General features: G+C 71.6%; 1 protein-coding gene. It reads left to right on the forward strand.

The genetic code is table 11. The features are described from left to right. Positions 1-416, forward strand: a 416-nt coding sequence (locus RNB18_RS52830; protein ID WP_311721156.1) for a polyketide synthase, incomplete at both ends; no start/stop codon positions are given.

Genomic DNA, 416 nt, shown 5'->3' on the forward strand with positions numbered 1-416 from the left:
GTACGGGGACCAGGCTGGGTGACCCGATCGAGGCGCAGGCGTTGTTGGCGACGTACGGTCAGGACCGGCCGGTGGACCGTCCGGTCTGGATCGGGTCGCTGAAGTCCAACATCGGCCATACCCAGGCCGCGGCGGGTGTGGGCGGTGTCATCAAGTCGGTGCTGGCGATGCGGCACGGGGTGATGCCGAAGACGCTGCATGTGGACGGTCCGACGCCCGAGGTGGACTGGTCGGCCGGGGCCGGGCAGTTGCTGACGGAGTCCCGTACGTGGGATGACGCGGGCCGTCCGCGCCGGGCGGGGGTCTCCTCCTTCGGCATCAGCGGGACCAACGCGCACGTGATCCTGGAGGCTGTCCCGGCCGAGGCTCCTCCGGCCGGGGCGGTGGAGGATGCCTCGCGTCCTGGGGCGGTGGTG

Source organism: Streptomyces doebereineriae, from assembly GCF_031845645.1.
GTDB lineage: Bacteria > Actinomycetota > Actinomycetes > Streptomycetales > Streptomycetaceae > Streptomyces > Streptomyces canus.